The sequence below is a fragment of the Psychrobacter sp. M9-54-1 genome (assembly GCF_016613355.1).
GTDB lineage: Bacteria > Pseudomonadota > Gammaproteobacteria > Pseudomonadales > Moraxellaceae > Psychrobacter > Psychrobacter faecalis.
In genome coordinates this window covers 1-218 of sequence record NZ_JADGFW010000063.1, presented here as the reverse complement: position 1 = coordinate 218, position 218 = coordinate 1, and the positions used below count along the sequence as shown (strand labels likewise).

Below are 218 nucleotides of genomic sequence, written 5' to 3'. Positions count from 1 at the left end.
AGTCTAATTATTTCGATATCACCTTAATCCTTGATTCAGTTGGATTAAGATGACACTAGTCATTAAAACACATAGACTCATATCTAACCCCCTTTGCTGACGACAATAGCATGATGGCACCACCTGATCCCTTCCCGAACTCAGAAGTGAAACATCATCGCGCCAATGGTAGTGTGGCTCCGGCCATGTGAGAGTAGGTCATCGTCAGCTCTCTATTC

The 218-nt window shown here is 44.0% G+C and carries 1 rRNA gene; it reads left to right on the top strand.

Going from position 1 to position 218, the window contains the following annotated elements:
• Nucleotides 1-95: 95 nt before the first annotated feature.
• A 5S ribosomal RNA gene (gene rrf, locus IQ457_RS13755) occupies nt 96-210 on the top strand.
• Nucleotides 211-218 lie beyond the last annotated feature (8 nt).